This is a genomic window from Desulfovibrio sp. 86, assembly GCF_902702915.1.
Classification (GTDB): Bacteria; Desulfobacterota; Desulfovibrionia; order Desulfovibrionales; family Desulfovibrionaceae; genus Desulfovibrio.
Genome location: NZ_LR738849.1, coordinates 2,679,259 through 2,705,874, shown reverse-complemented (window position 1 = coordinate 2,705,874; position 26,616 = coordinate 2,679,259). Strand labels below are relative to the sequence as shown.

General features: G+C 58.1%; 21 protein-coding genes. 7 read left to right on the top strand and 14 right to left on the bottom strand.

Going from position 1 to position 26,616, the window contains the following annotated elements:
• Positions 1 to 228: 228 nt before the first annotated feature.
• Positions 229 to 816: a superoxide dismutase gene (locus DESU86_RS11085; RefSeq protein ID WP_179981096.1), complete on the top strand. Its 588-nt coding sequence runs from the start codon at positions 229 to 231 to the stop codon at positions 814 to 816.
• 692 nt (positions 817 to 1,508) lie between these two features.
• Positions 1,509 to 1,979: a hypothetical protein gene (locus tag DESU86_RS11080; RefSeq protein WP_179981095.1), complete on the top strand. Its 471-nt coding sequence runs from the start codon at positions 1,509 to 1,511 to the stop codon at positions 1,977 to 1,979.
• A 376-nt stretch (positions 1,980 to 2,355) separates the two neighbouring features.
• On the opposite strand, the gene DESU86_RS11075 is transcribed toward DESU86_RS11080, so the two are convergent.
• Positions 2,356 to 2,550, bottom strand: a complete 195-nt coding sequence (locus tag DESU86_RS11075; RefSeq protein WP_179981094.1) for a twin-arginine translocase TatA/TatE family subunit — start codon at positions 2,548 to 2,550, stop codon at positions 2,356 to 2,358.
• 264 nt (positions 2,551 to 2,814) lie between these two features.
• On the opposite strand from DESU86_RS11075, the gene DESU86_RS11070 reads away from it, so the two are divergent.
• The 3 genes from DESU86_RS11070 to modD all read left to right on the top strand — a co-directional run bounded on the left by DESU86_RS11070 (position 2,815) and on the right by modD (position 9,039).
• On the top strand, positions 2,815 to 4,596 hold the full coding sequence (locus DESU86_RS11070) for a DEAD/DEAH box helicase (protein ID WP_179981093.1): 1,782 nt from the start codon (positions 2,815 to 2,817) through the stop codon (positions 4,594 to 4,596).
• Positions 4,597 to 5,456: 860 nt separating this feature from the next.
• Entirely contained in the window at positions 5,457 to 7,550 is a 2,094-nt protein-coding gene (locus DESU86_RS11065; protein ID WP_179981092.1) for a methyl-accepting chemotaxis protein, read from the top strand.
• A 613-nt stretch (positions 7,551 to 8,163) separates the two neighbouring features.
• Positions 8,164 to 9,039, top strand: a complete 876-nt coding sequence (gene modD / locus DESU86_RS11060; protein WP_179981091.1) for a ModD protein — start codon at positions 8,164 to 8,166, stop codon at positions 9,037 to 9,039.
• A 496-nt stretch (positions 9,040 to 9,535) separates the two neighbouring features.
• Here modD and DESU86_RS11055 read toward each other — a convergent pair whose 3' ends face one another.
• From DESU86_RS11055 to DESU86_RS10995, 13 genes are all read right to left on the bottom strand, one after another.
• Positions 9,536 to 10,030 (bottom strand): hypothetical protein, encoded by a 495-nt coding sequence (locus DESU86_RS11055; RefSeq protein WP_179981090.1) that lies wholly within the window; start codon positions 10,028 to 10,030, stop codon positions 9,536 to 9,538.
• On the bottom strand, positions 10,020 to 11,519 hold the full coding sequence (locus tag DESU86_RS11050; protein ID WP_232088343.1) for a vWA domain-containing protein: 1,500 nt from the start codon (positions 11,517 to 11,519) through the stop codon (positions 10,020 to 10,022). The genes DESU86_RS11055 and DESU86_RS11050 overlap by 11 nt, the downstream gene beginning before the upstream one ends.
• A gap of 3 nt (positions 11,520 to 11,522) precedes the next feature.
• Positions 11,523 to 12,515 (bottom strand): AAA family ATPase, encoded by a 993-nt coding sequence (locus DESU86_RS11045; protein ID WP_179981089.1) that lies wholly within the window; start codon positions 12,513 to 12,515, stop codon positions 11,523 to 11,525.
• Between the two features lie 428 nt (positions 12,516 to 12,943).
• Entirely contained in the window at positions 12,944 to 13,879 is a 936-nt protein-coding gene (locus DESU86_RS11040) for a DMT family transporter (RefSeq protein ID WP_179981088.1), read from the bottom strand.
• A gap of 298 nt (positions 13,880 to 14,177) precedes the next feature.
• A complete protein-coding gene (locus tag DESU86_RS11035; RefSeq protein ID WP_179981087.1) occupies positions 14,178 to 15,092 on the bottom strand; it encodes a D-alanine--D-alanine ligase family protein in 915 nt (304 codons plus the stop codon).
• Positions 15,055 to 15,711 (bottom strand): HDIG domain-containing metalloprotein, encoded by a 657-nt coding sequence (locus DESU86_RS11030; RefSeq protein WP_179981086.1) that lies wholly within the window; start codon positions 15,709 to 15,711, stop codon positions 15,055 to 15,057. The genes DESU86_RS11035 and DESU86_RS11030 overlap by 38 nt, the downstream gene beginning before the upstream one ends.
• Before the next feature lie 603 nt (positions 15,712 to 16,314).
• Entirely contained in the window at positions 16,315 to 17,577 is a 1,263-nt protein-coding gene (locus tag DESU86_RS11025; protein WP_232088342.1) for a lytic murein transglycosylase, read from the bottom strand.
• A gap of 26 nt (positions 17,578 to 17,603) precedes the next feature.
• On the bottom strand, positions 17,604 to 18,296 hold the full coding sequence (locus DESU86_RS11020; RefSeq protein WP_232088341.1) for a LexA family transcriptional regulator: 693 nt from the start codon (positions 18,294 to 18,296) through the stop codon (positions 17,604 to 17,606).
• Positions 18,297 to 18,331: 35 nt separating this feature from the next.
• Entirely contained in the window at positions 18,332 to 19,180 is an 849-nt protein-coding gene (hflC, locus tag DESU86_RS11015; protein WP_179981083.1) for a protease modulator HflC, read from the bottom strand.
• Positions 19,180 to 20,343, bottom strand: coding sequence for an FtsH protease activity modulator HflK (gene hflK, locus DESU86_RS11010; RefSeq protein WP_179981082.1), 1,164 nt, complete (start codon positions 20,341 to 20,343; stop codon positions 19,180 to 19,182). Before hflK ends, hflC begins: the two co-directional genes overlap by 1 nt.
• A 524-nt stretch (positions 20,344 to 20,867) precedes the next feature.
• Positions 20,868 to 21,128, bottom strand: coding sequence for a hypothetical protein (locus DESU86_RS11005; RefSeq protein WP_179981081.1), 261 nt, complete (start codon positions 21,126 to 21,128; stop codon positions 20,868 to 20,870).
• A gap of 349 nt (positions 21,129 to 21,477) precedes the next feature.
• Positions 21,478 to 23,136, bottom strand: coding sequence for a ribonuclease J (locus DESU86_RS11000; protein ID WP_179981080.1), 1,659 nt, complete (start codon positions 23,134 to 23,136; stop codon positions 21,478 to 21,480).
• Positions 23,137 to 23,175: 39 nt separating this feature from the next.
• A complete protein-coding gene (locus tag DESU86_RS10995; protein ID WP_179981079.1) occupies positions 23,176 to 24,597 on the bottom strand; it encodes a TolC family protein in 1,422 nt (473 codons plus the stop codon).
• An 862-nt stretch (positions 24,598 to 25,459) separates the two neighbouring features.
• Between DESU86_RS10995 and tolQ the strand changes: the two genes are divergently transcribed.
• Complete coding sequence (gene tolQ, locus DESU86_RS10990; protein ID WP_179981078.1) at positions 25,460 to 26,155, top strand: protein TolQ; 696 nt, start codon at positions 25,460 to 25,462, stop codon at positions 26,153 to 26,155.
• Position 26,156: 1 nt separating this feature from the next.
• Positions 26,157 to 26,615: an ExbD/TolR family protein gene (locus DESU86_RS10985; RefSeq protein ID WP_179981077.1), complete on the top strand. Its 459-nt coding sequence runs from the start codon at positions 26,157 to 26,159 to the stop codon at positions 26,613 to 26,615.
• Position 26,616: the final 1 nt, after the last annotated feature.

Here is a 26,616-nt window from a genome sequence, read left to right as displayed (position 1 = left end):
ATAGAATTATGGCAGGAGCGGTACAGCCCGCAATCAAATTGCAGCCACTATTTAATTAAAACACCTGTTTTTCATCATTTCCTGCAACAAATTATTGCTGCCGTTTTGGGCGGCAAACAATATTGAACTATCTATTGGCAACTGCTATGCTTGGTCTGAGTACTTTTTGGGGAGGAGGCATCGGCCTGTCTGTTTTGCAGCCCCAAAACATACCATAAGGAGTTAGCTATGGAACGAATTCTACCCGAACTTCCCTATGCCATGAACGCCCTTGCGCCCGCCATCTCACAGGAAACCCTGGAATATCATTATGGCAAACACCACAGGGCCTATGTCACCAATCTGAATAATCTTCAGGAAGGCACAGACTACAAGGACATGCCGCTGGAAGAGATTATCAAAAAAGCCCCGGATTCGCCCATTTACAACAATGCCGCGCAGGTATGGAATCATACGTTTTTCTGGAACTGTATGAAGCCCCATGGCGGCGGAAAACCCGAGGGCGCGCTGGCTGATGCCATTACCGTACAATGGGGAAGCTTCGACAAATTCAAGGAAGAATTTTCGGCCAAAGCCGCCGGCAACTTTGGCTCAGGCTGGACCTATCTTGTTAAAAAACCCGGCGGCGCGCTGGAAATCCAGAACCTGGGGGCCGCAGGCAACCCGCTGCGCACCGGTGATACCCCTGTCATGACCATTGATGTATGGGAACACGCTTATTATATTGACTACAGGAATGCCCGCCCCAAGTTTATTGAAGCTTTTTTGGAAAAGCTGGTTAACTGGGACTTCGCAGCCAAAAATTTTAAAGGCTGACCCTCTTGAGACGATCTGAAACAAGGGGGCACGTTTGGCATGCCCCCTTTTTGGTTTGAGCCCCCGCATCACCTTTTGTATGGGCATGCCACCATACGGCGACCCAAAGGATCCATGGGGCCTGCCCGCGCATGCCGCCCCAGTGCTACGCCCCATAACACCTCCCCGACGCTGTTCCCGCAGATGCGGATAGCAGTCAGTCATGAGTTACAGCCCTGACAAATTTTTTTGTACTTGTGCGAGGCTCCAGACCAGATTGCCGTTGAGATACTTCATACTTCCGTTTTTATTGCCGAAAAACGTGATCTTCGGCAGAGTCCACCCTGCATTATGGCGCTCCGCGCTCTCGTGCAGCATCAGAACATGCAGCTTTTCTCAAAGGTAAAATACTCTGGAGCATTTTGCTTTTGAAATACTCCTTGTTTCAACGCATCATTCTGGGGCGAGCTTTAGCCGTAGCTTCCTTCGCCGCAACGGCTAAAGCTCGCCAGAATCCACGCCACTTCGTGGCGTCTGCGCCTTCGCGTCAGCAGAGCAGTTTCAAGCGGCAGCCTTTAGGCGACGAAGAAGCCTTACGGTTGGCGACAGCATCGCTAGTGAAATTGCTCTAAACCGCACCAGTCATTCCACAACATACCAAATAAAACCCACAGTTGCGTAAAAACGTCTGTATGACCCAGGAGAATTCTTATATGAAAAACATTCTCGGCCTTGCTCTCACCGCCGCCCTTACCCTCTGCGCCACCCTTGCTCTGGCCAACGAGGTGAAGACCCCCCATTTTTCCATCACGCTCCCCGATGATTGGACACAACCCAACGAAATCATCAGCCAGCAGGGTTCCAGCGTAGTGTTGTTCCAGAACACCACTGACGGCACCGCAGTGACCGTTACAGTGGTAGACGCCCCCATGAGCGCCAAGGATGTGGCCGAGCAAACCGTCAAGGGCATGAAGAGCGGCGGCATTGCCGCCAGCGCCCCCCACGAGGAAAACGGCTTCTACGTGTCGAGTTTCGAACAGGACGGGGCCAAGGGCATTTCGTACTTCGGCTCCAACGGCAAGACCTTTGCGGTGACCTCCATTGTCGGCCCTGACCTGAACACGGGAAAAACCCTGCTCAAGAATCTCAAGTTCACTGACGCAAAGCTCATCCCCGCGTTTTAGGCTTCAGGACTGCGTCACGTTGAAACGCCTTGTGGGGGAAAGGGAGAAATGCTTTGTGAGGGAGCGGGCCGGGAAGGCATACCCGCTTGCTGCGGCAACATGCGGCAGCAACGGGCCAGCACGCGCCAGAAAAGGCGTGCCACATTGAAGGAAATGATGAAAGCAGCATTGACAACGGTTGGCAGGTCTCGCAGAGCGGCCATGCAGCCAGCCCTAAAGACAGTCACTACGGGCAGCACGCTGTGGCCCGCCAACACAGACAAAACCCCGGCCTTGACCGGGGCTTTGTCTGTTCATATGGCGTCAGCCACGCAAAAGCCCCGGGCCAAGGCCCGGGGCTACGCAAAACCGGTTAAAAGACGTTCAATCCGGCCTGTTAGGCAGACTTATTGTGATCGTTTCCGTTATTGCGAGCGGTTATGTCAATTTCATCCGGCTCCGTGGTCGCCTTCTTGAAATTTTTGATAGCCCTGCCAAGTCCGCCGCCTATTTCGGGCAATTTTTTAGAGCCAAACAACAACAGTACCACTACCAGCACGACCAGCAAATGCTGTATACTCAATGCGCCCATAAAAACCGTCCTTCCTGTTAAAGGCCGTAAGTTGGCTGCCGGAGCAGCCCCCTACATTCAGCCATTTTCAAGATTATACTCTCTCACGAAACAAAAGCAAACAGCCAGAAACCATTGATTATGGCCTACTTCTGATTTTTTTATGCGCGGCGTGGCAAAAAAACGTATATTCGCCCGTATGATACTCATTGTGTATTGCCCCGGATGAGGCTATATTTTTTCCCACGAAATTTTCTTCCGTTAAAATCTTATCTCAGGAACAGCATGACCGCATCGTTTGAAGATCTGGGTTTATCCCGCGAATTATTGAAAGCCGTTGAAGATCTGGGCTTTGAAGAGCCCTCCCCCATACAGATTCTGGCTATTCCCTCCTTGCTTGCAGGGCGGGATGCGCTTGGCCAGGCACAGACAGGCACCGGTAAAACGGCGGCCTTTGGCCTGCCCATTCTTGAAAAACTGACGTCCGGCAAAAACGTGCAGGCTCTGGTGCTTTGCCCCACGCGCGAACTGGCCATCCAGGTGTCAGAAGAACTGAACAAGCTCGCCGCCCGCAAGCGCGGCGTCGCCATTCTGCCCATTTATGGCGGCCAGCCCATTGAACGGCAACTCCGCGCCCTGGCCAAGGGCGTGCAGGTCGTGGTGGGCACGCCGGGCCGCGTCATGGATCACATGAAGCGCGGCACCCTTAATCTGAATTCCATCCGTGTGGCCGTGCTGGACGAAGCCGACGAAATGCTGGACATGGGCTTTCGTGAAGATATTGAAGCCATTCTGGAGCAGACCCCGGCCGATTGCCAGCGCGTGCTGTTTTCAGCCACAGTGCCCGGCCCCATCCGCGAACTGTGCAAGCGCTTTTTGCGCGACCCTGAAATGCTCACCGTCGCCCAAAAAATGCTTACGGTTCCCGCCATTGAGCAGGTCTATTACGAAGTGCGGCCGCACCAGAAAATGGACGCGCTCTGTCGCCTGCTCGATTCGCAGGGCTTTCGCAAGGCTCTTGTTTTCTGTTCCACCAAACGCAGCGTTGACGAGGTCACCCTGCACCTGCAACAGCGTGGCTATCAGGCAGACGGCCTGCACGGCAATCTCGCCCAGTCGCAGCGTGACCGCGTGATGCAGCGCTTCCGCTCAGACGGCCTGGACGTGCTTGTGGCCACGGACGTGGCGGCGCGCGGCCTTGACGTGGATGACGTGGACGCCGTCGTCAACTATGACATCCCCCACGATGTGGAAAAATACGTACACCGCATCGGCCGCACGGGCCGCGCTGGCCGTGTGGGCAGCGCCTTCACCTTTGTGACCATGCGCGAGCACTACAAGATGCGCGACATCATCCGCTGCACCAAGGCCCGCATTACCGAGGGCCGCCTGCCAAGCCTGCGGGATGTGGACAGCATCCGTACTTCCCGCTTGCTGGATGAAGTGAAGCAGACCGTTGAAAGCGGCACCCTTGAACGCTGGCTGGTACTGGTGGAAGATTTCTTGTCCGCGCAGTTTCCCGACGGCGAAGTCACCAACCGCGACATATCTGCGGCCCTGCTCAAACTTTTGATGCAGAGGGATTTTGGCGATCAGGACAAGCCCCTTGAACAGGACCCCTTGACCATGATGCCCCGCCGTTCGCCGAACGAGCCGTCCGGCAGGCGTGATGGGGACAGGCCCGACACAAGGTCGCCACGGCGCGAAAATGACGGCCCCATGACAAAGATCCACATCAATGTCGGCCACATGCACAAGGCCAGCCCCCGCGAACTTGTCGGCGCCATCACGGGCGAAACGGGCATTTCAAGCCGCAACATCGGCGCCATCAGCATCCAGAAAGGCTTCAGCCTTGTGGAAATAGCTTCGGACCTGGCGGAAGATGTGATGACCGTGCTCAACAAGGGCGTGTTCATCGCAGGAACGCGCGTGATTGCAAAAATGGACAGCGGCAGGCCGGGAACCCCCCGTCCCCGCAAGCCCGGCGCAGTGGTGGGTTCACGCCGCCAGCCGCCAGCCCGGTACACCAAAAAACCGCGTGGCTTTTTAGGCGACCGCGACGATTAACAGTTCAGAATACCTTGAGAGCATCCAACCGTTTTTAAAGGGAAGCACTGAGTAAAGAGCTCCTGGAAACGCACAGTTATTTCGTTTGGCAAGGCGCGATCTTTTTTTGAAGCAGGAGTGGACTCTTCCGTCCTCGACTGTTTCAAAAAAATGAAGCAACGCCGCCAAACGGAATAAATCAGCGTTTCCAAAGGTAATAAGCTCTGGCGCAACCGCCCCGCTGCCGCATATACAGGCCGTCCGTTCACCGCTGTGTGAACGGACGGCCTTGCCGTTCAAGCGCCCGTTCCATAAGACATCCACTGCCGCACGGCCCGTCACGCACGCCTCCGTGCCCATGCACGGCCCGCCACGCACGCCTCACCCATGCACGGCCCGCGCGACTCTCTTCCTTCCTCCGGGGCGATCTGTCCCGCACCGCACGCTTTCCCCGAAAATACCCTGGCGGCTGCTTGCCATAATTGCTGTGTCAGACACATTGAAAATGCTTACACTCCAAAAGGTAATCTGGTATAGTGGTTCCAGACTGCGCATTGGCAGGCAGACAACGGCATGAACGCTGTTTGCATCCACAGTGTGCGGCCATCTTGCCAGGCGGATGGCATGCCCCGTCGGACTGCGCCAACACACCAACATCACGCCTAACAAACTTCAATAAACCAGTATGTTATCATACTCACCACACTTGCGGGAGCATGATTTTTCTCAAGCTTGCCACACTATAACGCTTCAAACAGTTAATAGTACATATTAGCAAGCAGTTATATGCTTATGCATGTGCTCTGTAGAGCCTGCATGCGTCGTCAGCGATCAACTGCGCACAACAGGCAGTTATCAAGTTTATTATAAGGAGTGGACTCATGAAACGTGGTTTGATGACCAAAATGATCCTTTTCATCCTTGTTCCGGCGATTCTTGGTCTGGTGCTGCTTGCAGGCATGAGTTACAAAATGTCAGAAAAAATCCTGCGCACACAGATTGAAACGGATATGACAACGGTGTTGCAGACCCAGGCGTCGGGCATACACGCCGTTATTATGGGCTTGAGAGATTCCCTTGCCATAGTATCTCAGAACAACAGAATTACGCAGTACATCAATCTCTACAATACCGACGCTCCCGATGCCCTTTCCTCACCGCAGGCCGTAGCGGTGGATAACGCCTTGCGCGAGTTCACCGAGGTCAGCGACAACATCATCTACAGCGCGCTTATCGCTCCAGACGGAAAGGTGATCGCCCATCATGTCAGAGGGCAGAACGGCCCCAGCAAGACCGTCGGGACGGATTTTTCCAAGCGCCCCTATTTTCCCGAAGCCTTGAAGGGCAATACCAGCATCTCGGACGTCGTCAGCCTCACCACAGGGCAGCCCACCACGGTTATTGCCATTCCGGTTAAACGCGAAGGCAAGATCGTCGGCGTCGTCACCGTGGGTATTGACGACGCCAATCTCGCGGATGACACGACCAACCTCGTCAAGGTGGGAGAAAAGGGCTTTGCCTTTATCTATGACATGAACGGCAAGATGATCATGCACCCGGACCCCAAGGCGCGCTCCCGCGAGGACGGCACGCTGGCCCATGTGCGGGAAATGGTCAGCACAAAGCATGGCCGCGTGACCTACACCGATGCCAAGGGTGAGGCCAAAATCGTCTATTTTCAGCAGTTGCCTCAAGAAAACTGGGTTATCGGCCTTGAACTCGACCGCGATGAAGTTCTGGCTCCGGTGCAGCAGTTGTTCACCAATGCCCTGCTGCTGGCAGGGGGCTGTGTGCTGATTGTGGGGTTCATGATCATTATTTCGGCGCGCGGCATAGCGCGCATGGCGAGCGGCTTTTCTCGCATGGCGGAGGCCGTGGCCGGAGGACGGCTGGACACGGACGCGGAAGAGAAACTTCTGCTTACGCGCGCCCAAAACCGCAAGGACGAATTCAGTGTTCTTGGGCAGGGTATGGAACATATGGTGGGCAACATAAAAAGCCTGCTTCAGGAAAGCGAACAAAAAACCCTGGCCGCCGAGCAGGCCGCCGATGCGGCGCAGCAGGCCACCGCACGGGCCGAAGAGGCGGCCCAGCGCGCCGAACGCGCCAAGCGCGAGGGCATGCTTGCCGCCGCCGAACAGCTGGAAGGGGTGGTTTCCATCATTTTCTCCGCCTCCAGCCAGCTTTCCGCCCAGATCGAGCAGTCCGACCACACGGCGGTGGGCTCGGCCCAGCGCCTGGGCGAAGCCGCCACAGCCATGAATGAAATGAACGCCACCGTGCAGGAGGTTGCCCGCAACGCATCCGCCGCCGCGTCCGTGTCAGCCGAAACCAGAGCCAATGCCGAGGCCGGGGCAAAAATCGTACAAAGCGCCCTGCAGAGCATAGATCAGGTGCACAAGGTTTCGCTTGATCTCAAAGAAGACATGGCAAAGCTCAACGAACACGCACAGGCCATCAACCGCATCATGAGCGTCATTTCGGACATAGCCGACCAGACCAACCTGCTGGCGCTTAACGCCGCCATTGAAGCGGCCCGCGCCGGTGACGCCGGACGGGGCTTTGCCGTGGTCGCCGATGAAGTGCGCAAGCTGGCCGAAAAAACCATGGCCTCAACCCACGACGTGGGCGGCGCCATTGGCGCCATACAGCAGAGCGTTTCCCAGAGCATTGCCGCCATGGACAAGGCCCTGCACGAAGTGGAGACAGCCACCCTCTTTGCCAATCAGTCCGGCGACGCCTTGCGGCAAATTGTGACCAATGTTGAAGCCTCGGCGGATCAGGTGGGCGCAATCGCCACGGCCAGTGAAGAGCAGTCCGCCGCCAGCGAAGAAATCAACCATTCCATAACGCAGGTCAACGAGATGTCCAACCAGACGGCCCAGGCCATGGGTGAAGCCGCGCAGGCCGTGGCTGAACTGGCGCGACAGGCTCAGGCCCTGAACCAGCTTATCACGGAGATGAAACAGGGGTAAGGCGCGCAGGCCAGCCTTGAACCCTTCGTAGGCCAATTCTGCGCCCTTTGCGGGCAGCCCGGAGCCTCCTGCCCTGCCGACCGGCCAGCCCTGCGCCCGCGCAGGCGCGGGGTGCAGCCATGGCCTGAGCCGCTGCCAGCCCTTCCCGCCCGCGTCATGCGCAGGGTGCCGGCCGGCAGGGTGCAACCCACTGGCAAAAAGCGGGCTTTTGCGGCATGGTGGTCATGAACAGCGGCAAGAATACGTATACCGAGCCGGATTTGTTGCTCCTGTAAAGCAGATTGTCTTTACCAATAACGCCGTGGCAAGGTTGCTCGCGCGACAGTGCGGATATGCGGCACGTGACCGGACGGATGCGCAGCACAACCGTGCGAACGCACTGAGCGTGCGCCTTTACGGCAAAGCCCGCTCACGCTGCCGCCGGGCATTTTAGAGCAGATTAACTTTAAAATGCTTCACATTTCAAAGTTTTCATTCAGGCCACGTTGTGGCGCGCTGCACTTTCGTGCAGCGTTAGAGCATTTACACTTTTTCAAGGGTAAAATGCTCAAAAATCAAACCGTGTTAGCCCTCTCGCTACAGCCCGACGCGCTCACTAAAAAAGGCAGCCCTCATGCAAATTCCCAAATCTTCTTCATGGTTTGACGGCCTGCTGGCCGACGATTGTCCCGGCCCGGATCTCACTGTCGAAATGCTGGGCATCGGAGCCCATACCGGGGCCATGTTTTTCAGCCCTCGCCAGCAAGGCGTTATCAGCGGTGTGGAAGAAGCCGAACAGCTCCTGGTGCGTTGCGGCCTTTCTGTCGCACGACAGATCAACAATGGCGACGTCGCCGAGGCGGGCCAGGTTTTTCTTGAGGCCAGGGGAAGCGCCGCGGGCCTGCACCGTGGCTGGAAGGCAAGCCAGACCCTTGTGGAATACATGTCGGGCATTGCACGGCGTTGCGCCTTTATGGTGGAGCGCGCCTCCGCCGTGCGCCCTGGCATACGGGTGGCCGTAACGCGCAAAAGTTTTCCCGGAGCCAAAGCCCTGTGCCTCGAGGCGGCAATGAACGGCGGCGCTGTTATCCACCGTCAGAACCTTTCAGACTCCATCCTGGTTTTTTCCCAGCATCTGCAGTTTTTCGCCAATGACGCACAGCAGACGCAGATGGAATTTTTCGCCCGCCGCGTGCAGGACCTGCGCGCCAGCATGCCTGAAAAAAAGCTTTCTGCTGAGGTGGACAACCTTGAGGACGCCCTGCTCACTGCCGCCGCCGGCGTAGACATTGTTCAGTGCGAAAAATTCTCCTGCGAAGCCCTGGCTGCCACGGTGGGCGCGTTGCGGGGCACGCGCCCTGACATTCTCATTCTGGCCGCCGGGGGCGTTACGGGCGAAAACGCTGCGGAGTACGCGGCCACGGGCGTGGACGTGCTGGTGACAACCTGGCCCTATTTCGGCAAACCAGCGGATATCAAGGTAGTTATGGAAGCTGACGGCGGCATGTAGCCGCCGCGCCGCAAAAAGCTCGCGTAAAAAAGCCCGCGCAAAGAACTGTCTCTTGCGCGGGCTTATTTTTTTTCACATGCGTGGCGGTGTTGAACGAGGTCAGGGCACGGATGGCTGAACCCACGTCATGTTGCGCCGCGACTTCGTGCAAGGTTGGCGCAACGTTGGCGCAGCTACACTTTTTCAAAGTTGAAAGGCCCCAGACAGTGCGGTCACGAGATGAATTTTCAGTCATACCCGTCATATCATGGAGAACGAGCCTTTAATGCAGGCAGTGTACTCCGATGGTACTTGAACGGGATAAAAGGCGAAGTTCGACGCAGAGATGCCTGAAAAGGCGCTCGCGACCACTCTGCCTAGAGAGCATTTTGCTTTTGCAACGCTCCTTGTTTCAACACATCATTCTGGCGAAAAACGTGGTTTTCGCCAGAATCCACGCCACTTCGTGGCGGCTGCCGCCTTCGCGTCAGCAGAGCAATTTCAAAGTGAAATTGCTCTAGGAAGCGGCGCTCTCCCTATGCGCAGCAGCCCTGGCCGCGATACGCAAAAACTTTTCGCCCAGTACGCCGGGCGCGATCTTCGCCTTGGCCCCGGACGAGGTGCGCACGCTGCCCGCAAGCTCCATAGGCTCACTGTTGTACGCGCCCCGCAAGGCTTCCTCCATGGCCTGACGCAAAAGATCGAAAGAAGCCTCCACTTCGGGGTAGCTGTTGTCTTCACGCCAGGGGAGCAGCAAGGTGCGCGTCCAGGCATGTCCCTTGTGCGAAGGGGCTTCCAGCACATGAAAATTTTGGGGGCTGTAGCTTGCGGCGCGTTCCAGCAGTCCGGGATAGCAATAGTCCTGCCTGTCTTCCTCGGGTTTGGGAATGCGCGAAACAATGCTCACCACGGGCAGAGCCAGGGCCTTCTCGTGATCTTCAAGGTGGACGCAGTAACTGAGAACAGGCCGCAGGTTCCCGCGTTTCTTGGTTATTTTCCATTCAATCTGCATGGTTTGCTCGCAAGGGCACAGACGTGCCCGGTTGTTGATCCGATACCCTCGGCGTATGGCCCGTCAGCGTTACAAGCTCGCCAAAAGGCGGCGCGTCGGGCCGGGATTCGCTGCACACCCACAAGACGGGGTAGTCCGGTTCGTCAGGGAAACGGCTGCATTCAAGGTCCGTAAACCACACAAGGCAGGTGGGTTGCAATTGCCGCTCCTCAATATGCGCGCAGATGGGGCGGTAATCCGTGCCGCCGCCGCCAACGGGCGTCAGGCTTGAGGGCATGCTCATGCGGTCAAAGGTCATTTCGCCCTGAACCTTTGTATCGTGGAACAGCACGGTGAGCGTGGTGTCAAAGGCATCCAACACGGAAAACAGTTCGGAGCAGAACAGCGACAGGGCCGCCTCATCCACGGAGCCGGAACAGTCCACAGCCAGAACCACATGGGGCAGGCGCGCCTCGCGCCGGGCGGGCAGATAGATATGCTGGTACAGGTAGCGCCTGTTGGGGGTGGACCACGCATAGTCATTGTCCGCGCACTGCTCAAGAAAACGCCGCAAGAGTTCGCGCCAGTCCAGTTCCGGACGGCGCCCTTTTTTGAGCAGCCGCGTGAAGCCCGCAGGCAGGCTGCCCATATGTCTGGCCCTCTGCACCGCTTGCGAAAGGGCCACGTCGGCCTCCTGCTCCATCAGTTTCAGGGCGTGATCATTCTCCAGACCCTGCAGGTCGGGATGGTCGCGCACCTCACCGGTAAAGGAGGTTTTGCCCTCCCCTTTTACCGGAGCACCCGGCTTTTTGTTTTTTGCCGCCTTTGTTCCGGCCTGAGCCTGATCTTCTCCATCCTGCCCGGGATTTTCTTTTTTGCCGCCCTGGGAACGCGCGGCGCTTTTGCCGCTCAGCTCCTTACCGCCTTCAAAATTCATGGCCCCCGCGCCCGCTTCATCCTGACCGTCGGCACGGGCGGAATCATTGTCGGCCTCGCCTTTGGAGGCGCTTTCCTGAAGGGCCGCAAGGGCCTCATAAATATCATCCGCAGACATGCCCGCGTAGGCCGGATCGTGCGCAAAGCCTTCGGGCAGATCAAAACCCGCTTCAAGCAGAATATGGTTTATGGCCAGATCGCAGGCGCGGTTCCACAGCTTTTCTTCGCGGCTCTTGCGGCGCAGATGGTGCCCGAAAGCCAGGTGCATCACTTCATGGGCCTGGGCCGCCACAAGTTTGGCATCGGGCAAGGTGGCTGCGTATGCGGGATTGAAGCCCAGATGTTTGCCGTCTGTCCACATGTCGGCGCAGGACGAATCTTGCTTGAAGCGCAGGCGCAGGGCCAGGGAACCGAAAAAAGGATGATCCAGCACAAGAGCTGTTCTGGCTTTTTTCATGGCCAGATCCGCCTTGCGGAAGAGCGCGTCCGGCCCCATAACGGCGGAAGCGCTCGCGCCAGGCCCGACAACGGCAAGCGCGGAAACGGGGCTTACGGCACTGACGTTTTCCTTCATGGCCTACATCAGCACTTCGGCATTTTTTTCGGCCCAGCGTGAAAAGGCCTCGGTGCGCACAAGATCCGTATCCTGACACACGGCGTCGCGCATGAGCAGCACGCCGAACTCCGAGGGCAGGCGCTCGGCATAGGCCGTCAGAGCTTCGATGGTTTCCGCGCTGGCCCTGAGGCTCAAGGCCTCGCACATGGCGTAAAGGGCGGCGGGTTCCAGAGGAACCATGGCCGAAGCCGGAGCGGACAGCACCTCATCCACCGTGGGCAGTTCGCGCCATACGGAAAGAAAGCCCATAAATTCCGCAGCGCCAGCCGAACCCACCGTGCCCTGAAACAGTTCGTACTCCACATCGGCATCGGGCCGGGCGTCCAGAATGCGCGATACAAACTCCCAGGAGCGCGGCGAGGCAAAGGCCTTTTCCGCTTTCAGCGGGTCAAAGTCGTGCAACAAACGGGGCCGAAAGCGCAAAAACGCGCAAACCTCCGCGCGTATGCCAGCCCCCTGCGCCCAGGAAAGCCAGTCGTCCAGATGGGCGTCGCACTCCAGATGCACCAGGCGATTGGCCAGGGCCGAGGGCATGCGGTACGACACGGCCTTGTCCTTTTCCCTGTTGCCCGCCGCCACGATGGACCAACCGTCGGGCAGGCGGTACTCCCCGATGGCGCGGTCGAGGATGAGCTGGTAGCAGGCGGCCTGCACCAGAGGGGGCGCGGCGTTGAGTTCATCCAGAAAAATAATGCCCTCTTGCGGGTCTGAAGGCGTGGGCAGAAAGGCTGGCGGGCACCATACCGAAAGCCCCTGATCGGTAATGCGCGGCAGCCCGCGCAGATCCACAGGGTCAAGCAGTACGGCGCGGATGTCGCGCAGGGCCAGCCCCCTGGCTTTGGCCACCTGGGCGACTATCTGGCTTTTGCCTACCCCCGGCGCACCCCAGATGAAAACCGGCTGCCGGATGGAAAGAAGAGAGTTCAGGGCTGAGACTATTTGCGAAGGGGTCATGATAATCCTGTGTGCGTTTCAGGCAGAGGGTTAGAATACCTGCACACTGCCCCATTTGAAAATGAATGTCAATGTCACATGACTGCTACATCAACACACTCACGGGCAATCGTCCGGCGACTGCGAAGGCAAGCCGCTCCGCTGCCGCTGACGCCGCGCAAAAGCTGATATATTAGAACAAGTTCGCTTTGAAGATGCTCTATAATGGCGCGATGCCAGGACCAAGCCGCCTCTGAAGCGCCGCCCGGGATCAGCAAGCTCTTGGCAATATATTATAATAAGAGTTTTAGGGGGTGGGGGCGTGGGGGAGGGACCCTTTTACAAAAGGGCCCCTCCCCCACAAAGCTTTTCAACTAACCGCCGATGTGGGCAAACAGTCCCCCACACACAAAAACTCCGTGCCTGGCCCGCACAGCTTTTGCTCGGCACTACGTGCTGCCCTGTCCCCGACGTTGCAGGGCCTCGGCTTTTTTTCGCACGCCGAACTGCCGAATTTCGGACACCACAAGGCCTGCCAGGGTCAGGGCCGTACCCAGTGCCGCCATCCAGGTTATGTGCTCCTGCAGTATGAGGGCGGCGGTAATGACCGTCACTACCGGCACAAGATAGATATACACGCTGCTCTGCACGGCTCCCAGCCGCTTGATGGCGAAGGTCCAGGCCACAAAGCACAGGGCCGACGCGCCGAGGCCCAGAAAGACCACGTTGCTCCAGTTCACAAAAGCGTTAAACCGGGCCAGATCCCAGTGAAAATTCATGAAGGGCAGACAGGGAAGCATGAACAGCAGGCCGTAGAAAAAACAGCGCCGTGTCACCTGAAGGCTTTTGTAGCCAAGGGCCAGAATCTTGCGGGTAAGTATGGAGTAAAACGACCAGGCCAGCCCTGCCAGCACTGCCAGCAGGTCTCCAAGGGGGTTGAGCTGCAACTGCGTGCTGCCGCTGAAGCTTATGAGTCCGATGCCCGCAATGGCCGCCGCGAAGCCGAGAAAAAAGTTGAGGCCAGGTCTTTCGGCCTTCAGCAGCCAGAAGGACAGCAGGGCCGTGAAAAACGGCGACACGGCCACAATAACGCCCACATTGGATGCGAACGTGTGGGTAAGGGCGATATTTTCCAGAAGAAAATACAGGGTTACGCCAGCAAGCCCGGCCCCTGCGAACAGCCACTCCTGCTTGCGCTCCGTAAGCCGCAAGGCATGCGGACAGGCCAGCCACAGGGCCACAAAACCCAGGGCGAAACGGAAAAAAAGTATCTCGATGGGGTTGAAGTCCCGCAGCAGCACCTTGGTTGAAATGAAGGTGGTACCCCATACAAGGGTGCAGAACAGAGCCGCCAGATGGCCGGGCAATTTTTTACTATCAGACATAGGACCGTAACTGTTGGAGGATAGCCGTCATAAAGGCGCTGTAATCTGCCGTTGCACAGCACGATCTGCGTCAGGTAATTCACAGCCCGCCACGGTATGCCGTGGCGGGCCGATCAGTGCCATACGTTCTTGCCATATTTCTGTGCAGGCAACGCGACTGCCTGCAAAAGCTGCTCTGGAGGGGCTTGCCTTTGAACATACGCATTCCAAAGGCTGTCCTCGCCAGATTCGGCGCGTGCCAGAGCAGAGAGTCTGCGCTGCGCCGAGGGCGAGCGACCGCGCCCCACGCTGCCAAAAACTATTTTTTGCCGCAGTCCGCCAGGCCCAGATGTATAAGGCGCTCAAGCAACTGGCCAAAATCCAGACCGATGGTTCTGGCTTCACGCGGCACAAGGCTGGTCGCGGTCATGCCGGGCAGCGTATTGACTTCCAGAAGCGTCAGGCTTTCATCCGGGCCAAGAATGAAATCTGCCCGGCTGTAGCCCCTGAGGCCAAGCACCCTGTGCGCGGCCAGGGTCATCTCCTGCACGCGCGCCGTAATCTCGTCGCCAATGGGCGCCGGGCATATTTCGCGCGCGCCGTCCTGGGCGTACTTGCTTTCGTAGTCGAAAAAGTCGCCAGCCACAGGCTCGATAAGAATGGGAGGCAGAGGCTCTTCGCCCAGGATGCCGCACGTCACTTCCTTGCCGTGCAGCACCGGCTCCATAATGACCTCTTCACCGGCGGCGAATATCTGGCCCATGACGTCGTCAAGTTCGGCGCGGTTGGTGGCGCGGCCAAGCCGCAGGGAAGATCCGCCGGTATTGCTTTTGACGAAAAGAGGATACGGCAGGCTCGGCTGCCAGTCTTTTTCGGGCGGCACGGGCACAAATTCCCAATCGGCGGTGGGCAGGCCCGCCAGACGGAACAGTTGCTTGGCCGCGCATTTGTTGAGCGCCAGAAAAGAACCCGCCGGGTCGGAGCCCTGATAGGGGCAGCCCACGCGGTCAAGCATGGCCTGCACAAGGCCGTCTTCGCCAGGAGCGCCGTGCAGGTTGATGAGGGCGAAATCATGCTTTTTGGCTTCATCCAGCAAGCGGTTGAAGTCGGCAAGAAGGTCAAAAAAGGTGACTTGATGGCCGCGCGCTTCCAGAGCCGGAACCATGGCCCGCGCGCCGTTCAGTGAAACCTGACGTTCAGGGGACCAGCCGCCCGCAATCAAAAGAATCTTCATACAGAGTCCACCCCAACTGCGCCGAAAGCGCGCTTTCAATATTTTTCCCCTGATGGAAGGCGGCGTAAATCCCTTCACGGGCAGCCTCGCTGCGACCATAGCGGCCCAGCAGGTCATCGTACCGCTCTTCCAGGCTGACGCAGGCGTCATGCCTGACCCTTTTGTCAGCATACATCACGAAAAAAGGCAGGGCGCAGATGGCGCTTCCTTCAGGGAGCGGCCACGGCCACCAGACATGCATCATAACGCCCTGGGCGATGGCGTAATTGCCGGTTTCAGCCACGGTCCAGGCTGCGCCCACCTGGGCATGGCTGCCGCCGTGGCGCACGCAATAGGTCTTGGCGATGTCGTGCAGCAAGCCCCCGGCGCGCACTTCGTCCACATTGACGCCAAAGCCCAGATCTGCGGCCCTGGCAGCCAGAGACGTGGCGATATGAGCCACCAGCAAAGAATGCCGCCGGATATTGGGCAGCATGTCATATTTGTCCCAAAGAGCGAAACAGGCTTCGTCACTGGGAACAGCGTTGGCCTGACGCCCCAGGCCGGGCAACCGTGGAAGATCGGCCAGGGGACGTGGCGTCCCTGCCGTGCAGGAGTCAGACCGCGTTGAGCACTTCATGTCGAAAGTATGCCACCCGAGGGGCGCGATGGCAAGAAAAGCTGCGGGGAACATACGATCCTAACGCGCGCCTGCCCCAAAAAGTGCGTCCGGCGCTCGTTAGAACGCCGGACGATTTGCGGGCACACTACCGCAAATACCCTCTTCATGCGCCATGCCCGGCTTGCGCCGACGCTGCGGTGAATGAACGGGCCTGAGCCGGGCACAGCCCGGCGTCGTGGCTTTGGCATTTCTGCACACAAAACGGTCCAGAAATGTTCCTGTTGACGGAACAGGCAGCCACGCATGGGGCAAAGCCCCATATCTTGTTTATCGACTGATGAAAGAATTTCTTGAGATAAACTGACGCCCGTGAAGCGCGTTACCCTTGTGAATATAAGTTTTTCGATAACATGTCACGCCCCATGCGGCGCGTGCAAGCGCGAGCAAACGCAGGTTTTGGGCCTTGGGCGCTGCCGTTGTTCCGGCCCCTGCACCGCCGACGTCCGCTCAGGCTGAAGGTGGCAGCTTTCAGGACGACACGGCTTCGAAGGTCATCTATACAGGATTTCGCATACCGCCGCCAGCCCTCATGAAAGGGGCCGTTCAGGCAGCAGAACACCGTTATCGGGGCGTTTTCTGGCCGCCCGACGGCACGCCGCCGGATGGGGCCTTGCCCGTGGGCAGGGATTTTCCGCCCTGTCCGGTGGCGTTGCTGTTGGTGGCCTTGGCCTTTTGCGCGGTTTTTCCCGGTGTGCCAGGGCCGTCGGTTTTGACGGGAGCTGCGGGCTTGGCCACGAGATCCGCCAGGGCCAGAATGGTGTTGGCGTAGACCACCGATTTATTATAGGCCATAAGCACTTTGTGCTGCTGGGCGCGGTTGATGCCCGGCTTCCAGCCATGCCGCGCAAGATAGTTGGACAAGCTGGCCACGGCGTCAGGCACGTGAAAGAGATCCACCTTGCCGTCTCCGTCGCCATCCGCGCCATAGGCCGCGATATTGGAAGGCATGAACTGGCAAAGCCCCACGGCCCCGTAAATGGAACTCGGCAGATACCGGGGGTCAAGATCATCCCGCAAAATATGGGTCACAAGAGCGCGCACTTCCTTATAGGCCCAGTCGGCGCGCTTGGGCATGGTTTCGTCAAACCAGGGCAGATGCTCTTCATAGCCGGGCATGCGCGGCAGCCATTGGCTGATATCGTCAGGCTGACGGCTTACCGCCATGCTCGCCAAAGTGAACAGCGCGTTTTCGGGCACATCGGCAAGAACCTTGCCAAGGCGCGTTTCCACAAACAGAAGGGCCACAGCCACAGACGAGGGCACCCCAAACCTGGCCTGGGCCTGGCTGAAGGCCAGCGTGTGCGCGGCCACAAACTCGCGGCACAGGCGCGCGTTCTGTTCAGTGACGACGCCCTTGTAGTATTGCTGTGTCGGAGGCGTGACGGAGGGGGGCTTGGGCATGAAGCGGCTTTTATACAGCTCAAGCATTTTGCGCCCCATGGGAGACTGGCTGGGCACGGGCGCGAGGGTGGCCAGCAGGGCGTTCACCTTGGGGCCTGGAAGCCCCTCAGCGGCAAGCCGCTGGGCCAGCGGCTGCCACACGAGGGGGAGCCCTTCAAGGCTCTGTCCGGCAGGGCTGCCGGACGGAGGTTGCAGAGTTTGGCCAAAGGGCGTCACAGCGGCATCGCCGCTTTGCGGAACGCCCGGCACAAGGCCCTTTGCCTGAAGGTCAGTGGCAGTGGTGTTGCCATATCCCGCCGATGCCGGGCTGGCCTGGTCTGGGGGGGACACGGGCTCGGTGTGCGCACCGCCACAGGCAGCCGCAAGCATACAGCACGTCAGACAGCAGACCAACCAGACAGTCTTGATCAAAGGCAAAGCCACGTCACCAACCGGGCCCGGACGCATTTTTAAAGTTCCTGAAAAATCCATACCACCCGGCCCAACAGACGCTTGGCCAGCAGGTCCGGCGTGAGTGCAGTTTCAGGAAAGTCCGACGAATCAGAGCGCAGTATATAGCCATCCTGGGAGCCATTCAGGAACACACGCCGCAGGATCACGCCCTCATTGGGGGCGAAAAGCGCGTATATGCGCCCCGAAATCACGTCTTTCTCCAGGGTGTCCACTCCAAGCAGAGCGTCGGACATCACCGTGGGGATCATGTTGGTTCCACGCATGCGCAACACGCAAAGTCCGTCGCGTGTGAACGAATGCGGCAGGGATATCTTGCCCGCTATATCCAGGGACGGCCGTGGCTGGTCATCACTGTAATCAGAGCGCATCTGATAGATGGAAACCACTATTCCTCTGGCCAGCGTATCGCCGTAGTGGGCGGCGCTTTCAGCCAGGGAGGCAGGGGCGTCCTGCGGCATATAGCCCTGTTCGGTACGCAGGTACATGGGGCCTATGCCCTGTTTGAGCCAGTCGGGATTCAGCCCGAACTTTTCAAACAGTTTCATAAACCAGTCGCCAGGCACGGAATTGCGTCGTTTGGCATCGGAGATGCTCGACTGACGTATATCCAGCACTTCGGCTAGTTCAACCTGCGTGCGGCTGTTTGTCGCCAGCTTGATACGTTCGTATATTTCTGCAAAGGCAGGCATGGTCTTGAACTCCGTAACGCGGCGAAACCGCGTCATCAATGTTGAGGATTAAGAAGAGGCGCTTCGTTGGCCAGCACCATCTTGCTATTCTCCTTGAGAGATTTTCGCATGGCTTCCAGCCAGCGTTGGTACGCGTAAAACTGGGGAGCCTTGTTATAGGATTGTGCATAGACAGAGGCGGCTTTGGCATCGCCCGTGCCTCGCGTTATCTGCGCTTCTCGCGCAGCTTCAGCCAGAATGACAGCGCGCTGGCGGTCTGCATCAGACCGGATGCGCGTGGATTCTTCCTCACCTTCAGAGCGGTACTGCTTGGCCTGGCGTTCACGCTCGGCCCGCATGCGCCCAAAGATGGCACGCTGGTTTTCCGGCGGCAGGTCTGTGCGCTTGATGCGCACGTCCAGCACTTCGACACCGTAACTGTGCATCAGGGCTGAAACTTTATTTGTCACTTCCTTCATGATGGCCGCGCGGTGGGACGATACAACTTCTGTAAGCGTGTATGCGCCCACCAGGGCCCGCAACTGGGAATAGACAACGTCGTCAAGTCGTGCTTGCGCGCCAGGGATGGTGCGCATGGTACGATAAAACTGCAAAGGATTAATAATCTTCCAGCGGGCGTAGTTATCAAGCACAATGGCCTTTTTATCTACCGTAAAGGCCTCACGCGAGCGGGCTTCATAGTCCAGCACCCGCGAGTCGAAGTACACCACATTCTGGATAAAAGGCATCTTGAAGTGCAGTCCGGGTTCATACACCTTGTTCAGGGGTTCACCCAACTGCAGCACCAGGGCTGTCTGCGTCTGGTGCACAGTAAAAAAGCATTGACTGCCCACAACCGCAACAACCAGCAGCAGTATCACTATTGTCAAAGAATTATTACGCATCACTTCTTCTCCAAGACCCTGGGGGCAGCAGGCGCGCTCAGTCCGGGCAAGGTCAGGTAGGGCAGGGCCCGCGACGCCGCAGGGCCGTCCATAAGCACCTTTTCGTCCGCGTTGGCAAGAATATCTTCCATTGCTTCATAATAAAGGCGCTGTTCCGTAACCTTGGGAGCCTTGCTGTGCTCCGCGCTCAGGGCGTCGAAGCGGGCGGCTTCACCTTCGGCGTTGCGCACGCGCGTGGCCTGGTAGGCTTCCGCCTCGTTGAGCATGGCCGCCGCCTGACCCCGTGCCTTGGGCAGAAGTTCGTTGCGGTAGGCTTCAGCCTCATTGATGATGCGGCTTTTGTCCTCTCGTGCGCTGGCCACATCCTTGAATGCGTCAATAACTTCCTGCGGGGGGTGCACATCCTGCAACTGCACGGCCAGCACCTGAATACCCGCTCCGTACCGGTTAAGAATCGTCTGCAAAAGCTGGGTGGCTTCGCTCTGGATCTTCAGCTTGCCGTCGGTGATGGCCGAATCGATCAGACTGTTGCCGATAACCTCGCGCATGGCCGCCTCGGCGGCGTTGCGGACGAGAGCGGTGGGCGCGCTGACATTAAAAAGATACTGTACCGGGTCGTCTATCTTGTACTGCACGCTGAACTGGACGTTGACGATGTTTTCATCCCCGGTGAGCATGGACGCTTCTTCCGAAACGGTGCGCACTTGCCCCTGCTGGAAGGTCGCGCTCTGCCCCACGGAACGGAACCCGACCTCACTGCGGAGCACCTGGGTTACCTGGGGCTTGTAGACGCTTTCAATGGGCACGGGCAGCGCGTAGTGCGGCCCGGGGCCTTCTGTGCGGTTATATTTGCCAAACCGCAACACAACGCCCTCTTCATCCGGATTGATTATATAGATGCCTGAGAGCAGCCAAAGAATCACCGCTCCAAGCCCGACAAGCAAAAACCCTTTCCCGTTGGGGAACCGTAACTGCGAAAGCTTCTTGAAGGGGTTTTCGTCCCCTCCGCCGGGTCTATTAAAAGATGAACGCTTTGCCCGGGGGGGCTGCTGGCGTTCCTGCCCTTCATCGTCAGGTTCTGTCTCTCGTTGTGGTCGGGGGGGAGGATTGCCTCCCTGCTGCCGCTGCCGCTTTTCTTGTAGCTTATCCCAATCCCAATTCATGACGGAGTTTTACCTTTTTTTACATCGTGGCGCGTTCCCGACTTTTTGGAGCCTGGAAACACCTACGTTTTAGTATGGTGTGAAGTGGTAAAAATAGGGCATGAATGCTGCGCGGTCAAGAACACCGTGCCAGTTGCGTAAACAAGTGCATACTGGATAAGGTATAGCCTTTTCTTCGTCAAGACTACCTAGTAACTTACTAGACAACCCTGCTGCCCTTCGCGTTCACCCTTTATTCACACCGTAAAGCTCGTTCACGAAATTCAAAAAATCGGGCATTCCATAACTGCAAGGTATACGAAATCGACGGAGCCTGACGTTGCATTTGCAATATTTTTAAAAATTTTTGCGTATTTTATGCAAAAATCATTGGACTGCCGAAAGTTACGTCAGTTCAGGACTGCCTTCAGCGCGGCCAAAGGCCGCAAAAAGGCGGCCAGACGCACCCGCCGGCGCTGCGGTTGCATACCACAAGGCGCGCCGGGTGTTCTGCCCGCAGAGACAATGTCGCAATGCGCGTAGCGTCAATGTGCCAGTTGCACCACATACCCCGTATCGGCATCAACGCTTGGGCTGCGCAGCCTGGCTCCGGCAAAGGGCACAACCCGCATCACATCCACCACCTCAGCTTTAACGACAAAACCGGGAGCATACAGCAGACCGTCCCGGATTTTCTGCCCCCCGCCCTCCTGCCAGAGCAGCGTGCCGAAAAACAGCCCGCAACCCACAAGGGCGGTGCACAGTAGTATATAGGGAAACCTGGCAGCCTCGATTGCCTTGTTCATGACAGCTCCTTGCGGCAGTTTTTACCGCCGCCAATTTCTTGTCATGAAAAAAGCAATATCCATGCCGTCACGACGCATGTGGCGCGAAAAAACCCGGCATGCTTCCGAACAAGGACGAGCAGCCGCACCTCAACCCCGCACCGGACAATACGAATTTTGGGCACATGCCCCAATCCAGCCTGCGCCCGAGGGCATAGCATCACCTAAGGGCGCGCCAGAACCCCTGTCTTCGTCCCGCACGGGCCGAAGGCAACACCCGGATTTTCCCGGTCTGCCTCCGCTGCCGCCAGAGCGCTTTGGCAAAAGAAATACCTGCGCGTTCCCAGGAGGCTCTTTAATCAGTGCTTCCTCAGACTTCGCTGATAATGGCCACCACCACAGGATCGCGCTCAAGTATGCGGCGGAAGAACCGGCGCAGTGACGAGCGTATGCCTTCCTGCATGCGGTTGAGCTGTCCGGGACGGGCCGCCTCAATTTCGTCCAGCACAAGACATTTGGCGTCTTCAAGCAAATGGCTGTAGTGCTGCTCGAACACAAATCCCTTGGAAATCATCTCCGGCCCATGCAGCACGCTGCCGGTTTCCGAATCCACCACAAGCACGACAATGACCATGCCCTCATCGCCAAGGATGCGACGCTCACGCAACACGGCGTAACCCACATCGCCAACGCCCTTGCCGTCCACGAGCGTACACTCCACGGACACCTTCTGCTCCAGCCTGAACGAATCTTCGAGCAGGGTCAGGGGCAGCCCGTCTTCCAGAAGAATGACGTTCTCTTCTTTGACGCCACACTCCACAGCCAGGCGGCCATGCTTTACAAGGTGCTGGTACTCGCCGTGCACGGGCACAAAGAGCTCGGGGCGCACGGCCTCGAACATTGCCCGCAGTTCTTCGCGCTGGGCGTGGCCCGAGGCGTGTATGGCGTGGACGCTTTCGTACAGCACTTCCGCACCCATGCGGTACATTTCATTGATGAGCTTGGACACGGCCTTGGCATTGCCCGGAATCATGCGCGAACTCATGACCACGGTATCGCCCTTGCGGATCTCGAGCTGGCGGTGGCCGCCAAGCACCATGCGCGACAAGGCCGACATGGGTTCGCCCTGCGCGCCCGTGACCACAAGCACCTGCTCGTTGTCAGGAAGGTCGGGCACGCCGTTGTGGGCGTTGAAAAAGGACGGCGGCAGCTTGGCGATGCCAAGATCGCGGGCCATCTCTATATTGTTGGCCAGGGATTTTCCGCTGATGACCACAGTGCGCCCGAATTCGCGCGCAAGGTCGAATACTTCCTGTATTCTCTGGATATGACTTGAAAAAAGCGTAATGACGATGCGCCCTTCCGCCCTGGCAAAAATCTTCTCCAGCGAGTCCTTCACTTCCCGTTCCGTGAGGGAATGCCCTTCACGCATGACGTTTGTGGAGTCTGAAAGCAGAAGACGCGCGCCCTTGGGCCCGGCGAAATCGCGAAAAACGCCCAGGTCCGTGCCCGTGCCGTCAAGAGGATGCGGATCAATCTTGAAGTCGCCGCTGTGGACGACGCGCCCTATGGGCGTTTCCACTCCCAGGCCAAAGCCTTCGGGAATGGAGTGGCAGACCGGAAAAAAATGAAAGGTCAGATCGCCCAGAGGCAAAACCGTCTGCGCGTCCACGGGGCACAGTTCCGCCCAGTCGAGGATTTCACGCTCACGCAGTTTGTGTTCCACAAGGGCAAGGGTAAAACGCGAACCAAAGATGCGCGTGCCCTTGAGTTCGGGCAAAAGCCAGGGCAGAGCCCCGATGTGGTCTTCGTGCCCGTGCGTGAGCACAATGCCGAGCAATTTATCTTTTATGGCGCAGACAGCGCCAAAATGGGGGATAACCACGTCCACGCCCAGATGGGCGTCGTCAGGAAACATAAGGCCGCAGTCCACCATGACCACGCCGCCTGCGGTTTCCCACAACTGACAGTTAAGGCCGATTTCCCCAAGGCCCCCCAGGGGCGTAATAGTAAGGTAGGATTCTTTCATTCCTCTTTCGCTTGTGCTTGGGCGCTCCAGGCATTCGGGTCAACGCCTCATAAGGTCCGGTTGAAATTCGCCCATGGCCACATACAATTGCGACAGGGCAGTAAGATAGTCGGCCTTGGCTCCCGTAAGGGCTGCCTGGGCCGTGGTGAGCTTGGACGATGCGTCCAGTACGTCAAAGTTGGTGCCCACCTGTTCCTGGTAGCGGGCCAAGGCCACATGGTAGGCCTCGGTGGCCTGCTCCACGGTTTTTTCCGCCACGTTAATGCGTTTTTCTGCTTCGCGCACGGCCAGCAGCTTGGACTTGATGTCGTAGCCCACGCTGAGCTTCAGGTTTTCCGCCTCATAGCGCATCTTGGTGACAAGCCATCCGGCTTCCTTGTCAGCGTAATAGGTGGTGCCCCACTGAAAAACATTCCAGGTGGCGCGCGCGCCCACCTCCCAGGTCTGCGAACGCGAGCCGTTGCTGCCGTCCTTTTGCAGGTCGGGCGTGTTGCCGCTCTGGGTTACATTATAGTAGCCCTCTACCTGCGGATAATAGTCGCTCTGTACCGCCTGCTGGTTCTTGCCGGCAATTTCCACCGACTTGGCGGCCATATACAGATCGGGACGCTGGCGGTAGGCAGCCTCAAGGCATTGCTCCAGCGACCGTGAAAAAGGCACGTGGGCAAGCTGACCCGTGTAGTTTACCTGCGCGGTGGCCGGAAGCCCCAGCAGCGTGTTCAGCAACGCATGGCTGGTCTCACGATTGTTTTCGGCGATAATTACCGAATTTTCCGCCTGGTACACGTCAACTTCGGCCTGCAGCACATCCAGCCTGGGGCGCAGCCCAACATCAAAAAAGGCCGTGGTGATGCGCAACTGATCACGCAGCCGCGCCAGGGCGTCACGCTCGCTGCGCACGCTCTCTTCATAGCGCAAAAGATTCAGGAACTGCGCCTGCACCTGTTCCGTCATGGACAGTTCGGCATTGCGCAGGGCAGCCTTGTCGCTGTCGGCCTGGAGAGCGGCCTTCTGGTAGTTCGCCAGCAGCTTGAAGCCCTGAAACACCGGTTGCGAAATTTCCACGCCCCAGCTGTACGAGCCCATCGTTGGCGGCTTGACCGTGGAGGGATTGCTCTTCCTTTCCTGCTTGGCCGTTGAATAGGTCATGCCAAGCCTGGGGCCGAAAGCGCCGCGCGCGGACTTGCGGCTTTCCTCCGACGAGCGCCCCTGCGCCTCCTGAGAACCGAGACTGGGGTTAAACTCCAGAGAGCGGTTCACGGCATCACGCATGGTGATGCGCAGGGACCTGCCATCATCTTTTCCCGTGTCTGCCGTTGTTCCGCCCTGCTGCCCAAGGCTGCGCTGCCCCTGAAAAAGGGGCACAGCGGCCCCAGGCCCCGTGCCGCGCTGTGCCGCAGTGGAGGGGGAGCAAAAAAAGATCACCGCAAGCGCAAGAAAAAGGATGGACGAGCGAATCACTGAAACCGCCGTAATTGAGATGTGGCACGCGCCCTGAAAGCGGCGTATGGGAAGGTAGCTCTTGCATTGCCTGCATACAACGCGCAAACGTCATTGGCAATACGGCCCGGCACACCCTTGACGTGACGCTCTGGCCGGCCAGGCATGACCCGGCCGGCTTGGCAATACGCGCCCAAGCATATAGGACTCAATGAAAAAGATAAATATAAAATATTTCATGCCGCCGGGCGGAATCCACCCACTGTCCGGCGCAGTTCTGGCTTTTTTTCACCTGGCTTGCCAAAATATCTTCTTCCTATACTATTGGTATTGGACGCGGCGCAGCGGGCCTCACGAAAACCGGCTGCATTCAGGCCGCCGGGCACGCGCTGCTGGCCTTCACGCCCTGCTTTTTCAGGCAAGCGGCGGCGGACAAGGCGATTGCCAGACGCCACTGCTCTACGTGGCTGCCGCATATATCTGGCGCACATAACTGGCGCACATAATTGGCGCAACTGGCGCGCATGACTGGTCGCGACTGCCGCACATAACTGCCGCACATAACTGGCGCACGCATGGCTGTCCAACACTGCGCCGCGCGGGCGCAGACCCGACAGGCGGCAATCATTGGACTTGACGAACCGCCCGGACAGGTGCATTCCGTTCCGGCGTGCAGGGGTAAAACCCCGCCTAAAGCTGGCCAGGGGCAAAAGGTCTAAAAAAAATCTTGAAACTTTGCCCCACTCGTTGCATTCTCCGCCAGAGCCTTATGCGGCTGTGACGGCGCTACCGTCATGACCGGCGTTTTTTTGCGCCCTGCGTTCCGGCACTACTTGCGGCGATTTGTGAAAAACACGGCTGCTGCGCACTTATGGAGAACTTCATGGAATTCAGTTTCTTTTCAATGATTGCCCAGGCGAGCCTGGTGGCCAAGGCGGTGCTGGCTCTTCTGGTCGTTATGTCCATTATCAGTTGGGGCCTGATGATTCAGAAATTTTTCTCGCTCAGCGCCGCCAACAACAAGGCGCTCAACGGCACGGAAGGTTTTGAAAAAGCCTCCAACCTGCGTGAAGCCGTACAGTCTCTGGGCGCTGATCCCGCATCTCCCCTCTACTATATAGCGCACCAGGGGGTGCTGGAATTCAACCGCTCCAAGGAGCTTGGCAACAGCAGCGAAGTTGTGGTGGACAACGTCCGTCGCGCCTTGCGTCAGGGTGTGGGCAGCGAACTGGCGCGCTTGCAGCGCTCGCTCTCGCTTTTGGCCACCACGGCCAATACCGCGCCCTTTATCGGCCTGTTCGGCACGGTGTGGGGCATCATGAGTTCCTTCCACTCCATCGGCATGCTCAAATCCGCCTCGCTGGCCACCGTGGCCCCCGGCATTTCCGAAGCCCTGGTCGCCACCGCCATCGGCCTTGCTGTGGCCGTGCCCGCCACCATCGGTTTCAACATCTTTATGGGCAAGCTTTCTCAGGTAGACACGCTGCTGGTGAACTTTGCGGGCGTCTTCCTGAACCGCGTACAGCGCGAACTCAATGCCCACCGGCCCGTGCAGCGCACCGGCGCCACGGAGATGTAGCATGGGAGCCAACGTCGGAGGCGGCAACAAATTCGTTTCGGATATCAACGTCACGCCCTTTGTGGACGTCATGCTGGTGCTGCTCATCATTTTTATGGTGGCAACGCCCATGATGAGCCAGGGGCTTGAGGTTGACCTGCCCCAGACCACGCAGGTTGAAGTGCTGCCCACTGAAGCCGATCATATGGTGCTTACCGTGCGCAACGACGGCAAGATCTACCTGGACGAATACGGCGTGGACAGTATGGAAGACCTTGAAGGCTACCTGCAGCGCCTGGTCAAAGAAAAAAATAAAACGCTCTTCCTTCAGGCAGACAAGGCCGTGCCTTACGGCACTGTGGTGGAAGTTATGGGACATATCAAGGCCGTCGGCATTGAAAAGCTCGGCGTCATCGCCGAACAGCCAGATCAAGCCCCGGCCAAGGGCGGCAAAACCGCTCCTGCCCGTGCCCCGAAGTAGG

Coding starts and splice junctions, on each gene's coding strand:
- DESU86_RS11085 (WP_179981096.1), top strand. CDS start 229: ATGGAACGAATTCTACCCGAACTTCCCTATGCCATGAACGCCCTTGCG.
- DESU86_RS11080 (WP_179981095.1), top strand. CDS start 1,509: ATGAAAAACATTCTCGGCCTTGCTCTCACCGCCGCCCTTACCCTCTGC.
- DESU86_RS11075 (WP_179981094.1), bottom strand. CDS start 2,550: ATGGGCGCATTGAGTATACAGCATTTGCTGGTCGTGCTGGTAGTGGTA.
- DESU86_RS11070 (WP_179981093.1), top strand. CDS start 2,815: ATGACCGCATCGTTTGAAGATCTGGGTTTATCCCGCGAATTATTGAAA.
- DESU86_RS11065 (WP_179981092.1), top strand. CDS start 5,457: ATGAAACGTGGTTTGATGACCAAAATGATCCTTTTCATCCTTGTTCCG.
- modD (WP_179981091.1), top strand. CDS start 8,164: ATGCAAATTCCCAAATCTTCTTCATGGTTTGACGGCCTGCTGGCCGAC.
- DESU86_RS11055 (WP_179981090.1), bottom strand. CDS start 10,030: ATGCAGATTGAATGGAAAATAACCAAGAAACGCGGGAACCTGCGGCCT.
- DESU86_RS11050 (WP_232088343.1), bottom strand. CDS start 11,519: ATGAAGGAAAACGTCAGTGCCGTAAGCCCCGTTTCCGCGCTTGCCGTT.
- DESU86_RS11045 (WP_179981089.1), bottom strand. CDS start 12,515: ATGACCCCTTCGCAAATAGTCTCAGCCCTGAACTCTCTTCTTTCCATC.
- DESU86_RS11040 (WP_179981088.1), bottom strand. CDS start 13,879: ATGTCTGATAGTAAAAAATTGCCCGGCCATCTGGCGGCTCTGTTCTGC.
- DESU86_RS11035 (WP_179981087.1), bottom strand. CDS start 15,092: ATGAAGATTCTTTTGATTGCGGGCGGCTGGTCCCCTGAACGTCAGGTT.
- DESU86_RS11030 (WP_179981086.1), bottom strand. CDS start 15,711: ATGAAGTGCTCAACGCGGTCTGACTCCTGCACGGCAGGGACGCCACGT.
- DESU86_RS11020 (WP_232088341.1), bottom strand. CDS start 18,296: ATGCCTGCCTTTGCAGAAATATACGAACGTATCAAGCTGGCGACAAAC.
- hflC (WP_179981083.1), bottom strand. CDS start 19,180: ATGCGTAATAATTCTTTGACAATAGTGATACTGCTGCTGGTTGTTGCG.
- hflK (WP_179981082.1), bottom strand. CDS start 20,343: ATGAATTGGGATTGGGATAAGCTACAAGAAAAGCGGCAGCGGCAGCAG.
- DESU86_RS11005 (WP_179981081.1), bottom strand. CDS start 21,128: ATGAACAAGGCAATCGAGGCTGCCAGGTTTCCCTATATACTACTGTGC.
- DESU86_RS11000 (WP_179981080.1), bottom strand. CDS start 23,136: ATGAAAGAATCCTACCTTACTATTACGCCCCTGGGGGGCCTTGGGGAA.
- tolQ (WP_179981078.1), top strand. CDS start 25,460: ATGGAATTCAGTTTCTTTTCAATGATTGCCCAGGCGAGCCTGGTGGCC.
- DESU86_RS10985 (WP_179981077.1), top strand. CDS start 26,157: ATGGGAGCCAACGTCGGAGGCGGCAACAAATTCGTTTCGGATATCAAC.